Origin of the sequence: Amycolatopsis rhizosphaerae (assembly GCF_007713715.1) — a bacterium.
Lineage (GTDB): Bacteria > Actinomycetota > Actinomycetes > Mycobacteriales > Pseudonocardiaceae > Amycolatopsis_E > Amycolatopsis_E rhizosphaerae.
Window position 1 is genome coordinate 1 of the sequence record NZ_VJWX01000470.1, and the last position, 5517, is coordinate 5517.

Sequence of the window (5517 nt, forward strand, 5' to 3'; positions counted from 1 at the left end):
CGTACGCGACTCGCGTGAATATTGGCCGTGAAGGGTCCCTTCACAGTCGATATGACTGTGAAGGGACCCTTCACGGCTTGCCCCAGCCCCTCCGGCCGGGGGTGAGGGACTTGCAAAAGGGGCCCTCACAGCACCGACTGTGAAGGGACCGTTCACCACGGCAATCCCGACACGAGTGGTGGAGGGAGGTCAGGCGGGGGTTCGCTGGACGACGACGCCCAGCACGCCGGGGCCGGTGTGGGCCCCGATCACCGCGCCGAGTTCGGAGACCAGGCAACCCCCGGAGACGGTCAACCGTTCTTCGAGCCGGTTGGCCAGCTCCACCGCACGCTCGGGGGACGCCAGGTGGTGGACCGCGATCTCGACCGGCCCGTCCCCCGCCGCCTGCTCCGCCAGTTCCACCAGGCGCGCCACCGCGCGGTGCATCGTCCGGACCTTCTCCAGCGGTTCGATCCGCCCGTCCTCGATGTGCAGCACGGGTTTCACCGCGAGCGCGGTACCCAGCAGCGCCGCCGCGGCGCCGATCCGGCCGCCCCGGCGCAGGTGTTCGAGAGTTTCCACGACGAACAGCGCCTTCGACGACCGCACCGCGGACAGGGCGGCGTTCTCCACCTCCGCCAGTGGCGCTCCCCCGGATGCCGCCTTCGCCGCGTGCAGGACCGCGAACCCCAGTCCCATCGCGGTGCTGCGGGAATCGACCACGTGCACCACTTCCGGGCCGACCTCGCGGGCCGCGAGGACCGCGGACTCCCAGGTGCCCGACATCTCGCTCGACAGGTGGATCGACACCACGGCGTCCGCCCCGGCTTCGAGCACCTCGCGGAACACGGAAGCGAACTCGCCGGGGGTCGGCCGCGCCGTGCTCACCTGGCAGCGGCCGCCCAGCGCCTCGGCGAGCGCGTCCGGCCCGACATCGATGCCGTCACGGGCGGTGGCGCCGTCGATCAGGACGTGCAGGGGCACCACCCGGACCGCGAACCGGTCGGCGAAGCCTTCCGGCAGATGGGCGGTGGAATCGGTGATGACGGCGACCGGCACGTCCGCCAGCCTACGGCGCGGCGGGCTTGTCTTCGCGATCCAGGAGCGGACCGAGCAGCGCGGCCATCGCCTTTCCCACGGAAGCGTGACCCTCCCAGCCCCAGTGCATGCCGTCGGGATTGCCGCGGCCGCTCAGCACGTGCTCCCCCACCACCGCGGGCAGATCGAGCATCGGCACGTCCACCCGGGCCGCCCACGCCGCCATGGCGGCGGCCGCGCCGTCCCGCGCGGAGTGCACCCGCCCGTAGGAGTCGGCGCGGTGCACGCTGGGCAGCATGCCCACGATCGGCAGCGAGGGCCGCAGGATCCGCAGGGCCTTCACCGCGGTGTCGAGATAGTGCACGGTCAGCTTCGCCGGCAGCACCACCGGACGGCCCCGCAGTGCCACCGCCAGGCGCGGCTGGGCGGCGAGATAGGCCTTGCGCGCGACGCGCCGCAGGCCGTCGGGCCGCAGGTAGCGCAGCCCGGTACGCAGATAGGTCGGCAGCGGCGAGGGCAGGGTGTCCATGCTGCCCACGGCCAGCACGACCGCATCCACGTGGTGCAGCTCCGCCCACACCCGGGGGTCGCCGATCAGCGACCACCAGGCGTCACGCGCGGTCCAGCCGAACCCGGCGACCAGATCGGCGGAGCCGCCCAGCTCGGCCGCGGTGATGTTCGGCCACAGCCGGGCCTCGTCGGCGGCACACGGGCCGTCGGGGCCGTGGAAGCTGAGCGAATCACCGAAGACGAGCAGGCGCGCCATCAGCCGGGCATGCCCGTGTTGTAGGCGTGCAGGCGCCAGCTGCCGTCACGCCACGCCAGCTCCACCCAGTGGCAGTTCTTGATCCCGCCCAGCTGGGGCCAGGCCGGGACGGGCAGTGCGAGCAGGTGCGCGGTGAGCGCGGTGATCAGCCCGCCGTGGGCGGCCAGGAGCACCGTCTCGCCGGGTTCGCCCGCCCGCAGGTCGTCGACCACGCCCGCGGCCCGCTCGGCCACCTCGATGCGGGACTCGCCGCCCGGCGGCGCCCAGGTCGCGTCGACGCGCCACCGGTCGCGGTCGCCGGGCCAGCCGGCGTCCACCTCGGCCCCGGTCATGCCCTGCCATTCGCCCAGGTGCGTCTCGCGGAGGCGCTTGTCGACCCGCAGCGGCACGCCGATGGTCTCGGTCAGCACCGTCGCGGTGTCCATCGCGCGCCGCAGGTCCGAGGAAATAACCAGCCCGGGTTCGAACCGCGCCAGCGCGGGCACGGCGAACCGTGCCTGGTTCCAGCCCACCTCGGTGAGCGCGGAGTCCAGGTGCCCCTGCATGCGGCCGGCCGCGTTGAAGTCGGTCTCCCCGTGCCGCCACAGCACGAGGCGCCCCAATCTCACGCGCCCTCCTCGCCGGAGGCCAGGCCCGGCACCTCGATCCGCGGGCAGTCCTTCCACAGCCGTTCCAGACCGTAGAAGGACCGTTCCTCTTCGTGCTGGACGTGCACCACGAGGTCGACGTAGTCCAGCAGCACCCAGCGCCCTTCGCGGGCCCCTTCGCGGCGGACCGGCTTGTGCCCGGCCAGGCGCAGCTTCTCCTCGATGTTGTCGACGATGGCGCCGACCTGCCGCTCGTTCGGGGCGGAGGCGATGACGAACACGTCCGTGATCACCAGCTGTTCGGAGACGTCCAGCACCACGACGTCGGTGGCCTTCTTGTCGGCCGCGGCCAATGCGGCCACGGTAGCCATCTCCCGTGCTTTGGACGTCGCTGCCACTCCTGCTCCCTCACCATGGGCATCAGTCGGTCGGTTCAACGAGGGTACCGGGCGGCTCACTCGGGCTTGCGGTAGAGCTTGCGCTTGTCGATGTAGCGCACCACGCCGTCGGGCACCAGGTACCAGATCGGTTCGCCGTGTTCGACGCGTTCGCGGCAGGCGGTGGACGAGATGGCCATCGCGGTGACCTCCACCAGGCTCACCTTGCCGCTGGGCAGGTGGTGGTCGTTGAGCCGGTAGCCGGGCCGGGTCACGCCGATGAAGTGCGCGTAGGTGAACAGCTCGTCGGCGTTGTGCCAGGTGAGGATCTGCTCCAGCGCGTCGGCGCCGGTGATGAAGAACAGCTCGTCCTCGGGGTACTCGCGGTGCAGGTCGCGCAGGGTGTCCACGGTGTAGGTCTCGCCACCGCGGTCGATGTCGACCCGGCTCACCGAGAACACCGGGTTGGAGGCGGTGGCGATCACCGTCATCAGGTAGCGGTCCTCCGCGCGGGTCACCACGCGCCCGGTCTTCTGCCACGGCTGACCGGTCGGCACGAAGATCACTTCGTCGAGGTCGAACCGGGCCTGCACCTCGCTGGCCGCCACGAGGTGGCCGTGATGAATGGGATCGAAGGTTCCGCCCATGACCCCGATACGCCGTGGTGACATGAACGGAGCGTATAGAGCACAGGGGGCGGCGGCGAACGACTTGTGACGGGTTCGAGCGCACGGCTGGTTCCCCGGGAACGATTCACCGCGGCACGGCCTGCCGGTGACGGGAATGTCGGACCCATGCGGTAGACGTGGACAGGTGGACCTCCAGCGACTACGAGACCGGGCCGAAGAGCTGCTCCGCGCTCTGGCCGGCGAACACGCCCGCCTGCGCGAGGACCAGTGGGCCGCCATCGAGGCGCTCGTCGCGGAACACCGGAGGGCGCTGGTGGTCCAGCGCACCGGCTGGGGCAAGTCGGCGGTGTACTTCCTCGCGACGGCGCTGCTGCGCGAGGCCGGGGCGGGCCCGACGGTGATCATCTCACCGCTGCTCGCCCTGATGCGCAACCAGATCGCCGCGGCCGCCAGGGCCGGGGTGAGCGCGGCCACCATGAACTCGGCCAATCCCCAGGAGTGGGACGAGGTCCAGGCCGGGATCGCGGCCGGGCAGATCGACGTGCTCCTGGTCAGTCCCGAGCGGCTCAACAATCCCGACTTCCGGGACACCGTGCTGCCGAAGCTGACCGCCACCGCGGGCCTGCTCGTGGTGGACGAGGCGCACTGCATCTCCGACTGGGGCCACGATTTCCGGCCGGACTACCGCCGCCTGCGCACCCTGCTCGCCGAACTGCCCGAAGGGGTGCCGGTGCTGGCCACCACGGCCACCGCGAACGACCGGGTGGTCACCGACGTGGCCGACCAGCTCGGCCTTGGCGACGGCGCGGGCACGCTGGTGCTGCGCGGCCCGCTGGACCGGGAAAGCCTGCACCTGTCGGTGGCGGCCCTGCCGACGATGGAGGCGCGGCTGGCCTGGCTGGCCGAAGCGCTGGCGGAGCTGCCGGGGTCGGGGATCATCTACACCCTCACCGTCGCCGCCGCGCAGGACGTGGCCGAGCTGCTGCGCGCGCAGGGGTACGAGGTGGCGGCCTACACCGGCAAGACCGACCCCGCCGAACGGGCCGCGGCGGAGGACGACCTGCTGGCCAACCGGGTCAAGGCCCTGATCGCCACCTCCGCGCTGGGGATGGGTTTCGACAAGCCGGACCTCGGGTTCGTGGTGCATCTGGGCGCCCCGTCCTCGCCGATCGCCTACTACCAGCAGGTGGGCCGCGCGGGGCGCGGGGTGCGGCACGCGGAGGTGATCCTGCTCCCGGGTCCGGAGGACCGCGAGATCTGGAACTACTTCAGCTCGCTCGCCTTCCCCGAGGAGCGGCGCGTGACCCAGGTGCTCGACGCGCTCGCCCAGGCCGGGCGGCCGCTGTCCACGGCAGCGCTGGAGCCGCACGTGGAGTTGTCCCGCTCCCGGCTGGAGATGGTGCTCAAGGTGCTCGACGTGGACGGTGCGGTCCGGCGGGTGCGGGGCGGCTGGGAGTCCACGGGGCGGCCGTGGCGGTACGAGGCCGCCCGGTACGACCGCGTCCGGGAGGCGCGCGCGGCCGAACAGCGGGCGATGCTCGGCTACCAGTCCACCGCGGGCTGCCGGATGGAGTTCCTGCTCCGGCAGCTCGACGATCCCTACGCCGCGCCCTGCGGCCGGTGCGACAACTGCACGGGGAACCATCGCGCCACCGAGGTCTCGGCGGAATTGGCCGAGACCACCGGAGAGCGTTTGCGCCGACCTGGGGTCGAGCTCGCGCCGCGGCGGCAGTGGCCGACCGGGCTGGGCACGCTGGACGTCCCGCTGTCCGGGCGGATCGCGGCGGCCGACCAGGCCGAGCCCGGGCGCGCGCTCGGCAGGCTGACCGATGCCGGCTGGGGCAGCCGGCTGCGGGAGCTGGTCGGGACGGCCGCACCGGACGGGGAGGTGCCGGAAGCGCTGTTCCAGTCCTGTGTGGCGGTACTCGCCGCCTGGGAGTGGGCACAGCGCCCGGTCGCGGTGGTGGCGCTGCCCTCGGCGCGGCGCCCCGCGCTCGTGCACGGCCTGGCGAGCAGGCTGGCCACCGTCGGCCGCCTGCGTTTCCTCGGCACCCTGACCGCGCACGCCGGTCCGACCCGCACGGCCAACAGCGCCCAGCGCGTGGCCGATCTGTGGAAACGCCTGGAAATACCGGAAGATC

The 5517-nt window shown here is 72.3% G+C and carries 6 protein-coding genes; 1 reads left to right on the forward strand and 5 read right to left on the reverse strand.

The genetic code is table 11. The features are described from left to right. Positions 1 to 189: 189 nt before the first annotated feature. From FNH05_RS30805 to nadD, 5 genes are read right to left on the reverse strand one after another with little or no spacing between them, the layout of a single operon-like run. Positions 190 to 1038 carry a DegV family protein gene (locus FNH05_RS30805; RefSeq protein WP_144592369.1) on the reverse strand — a complete coding sequence of 283 codons (849 nt, stop codon included), beginning with the start codon at positions 1036 to 1038 and terminating at the stop codon, positions 190 to 192. A 10-nt stretch (positions 1039 to 1048) separates the two neighbouring features. After that, positions 1049 to 1786, reverse strand: coding sequence for a diglucosylglycerate octanoyltransferase (gene octT / locus FNH05_RS30810; RefSeq protein WP_144592370.1), 738 nt, complete (start codon positions 1784 to 1786; stop codon positions 1049 to 1051). Continuing rightward, positions 1783 to 2391 (reverse strand): histidine phosphatase family protein, encoded by a 609-nt coding sequence (locus FNH05_RS30815; protein WP_144592371.1) that lies wholly within the window; start codon positions 2389 to 2391, stop codon positions 1783 to 1785. The genes octT and FNH05_RS30815 overlap by 4 nt, the downstream gene beginning before the upstream one ends. Next, positions 2388 to 2768, reverse strand: a complete 381-nt coding sequence (rsfS, locus tag FNH05_RS30820; RefSeq protein WP_144592372.1) for a ribosome silencing factor — start codon at positions 2766 to 2768, stop codon at positions 2388 to 2390. The genes FNH05_RS30815 and rsfS overlap by 4 nt, the downstream gene beginning before the upstream one ends. Before the next feature lie 56 nt (positions 2769 to 2824). Then, complete coding sequence (gene nadD, locus FNH05_RS30825; protein ID WP_144592373.1) at positions 2825 to 3418, reverse strand: nicotinate-nucleotide adenylyltransferase; 594 nt, start codon at positions 3416 to 3418, stop codon at positions 2825 to 2827. Positions 3419 to 3560: 142 nt separating this feature from the next. On the opposite strand from nadD, the gene FNH05_RS30830 reads away from it, so the two are divergent. Further along, positions 3561 to 5517 (forward strand): RecQ family ATP-dependent DNA helicase (locus FNH05_RS30830; RefSeq protein WP_186382825.1); only part of this gene is annotated, 1957 nt, incomplete at its 3' end.

What these genes read in the sequence shown, in the direction of transcription:
- nadD (WP_144592373.1), bottom strand. Translation starts at nt 3,418, where the DNA reads ATGTCACCACGGCGTATCGGGGTCATGGGCGGAACCTTCGATCCCATT.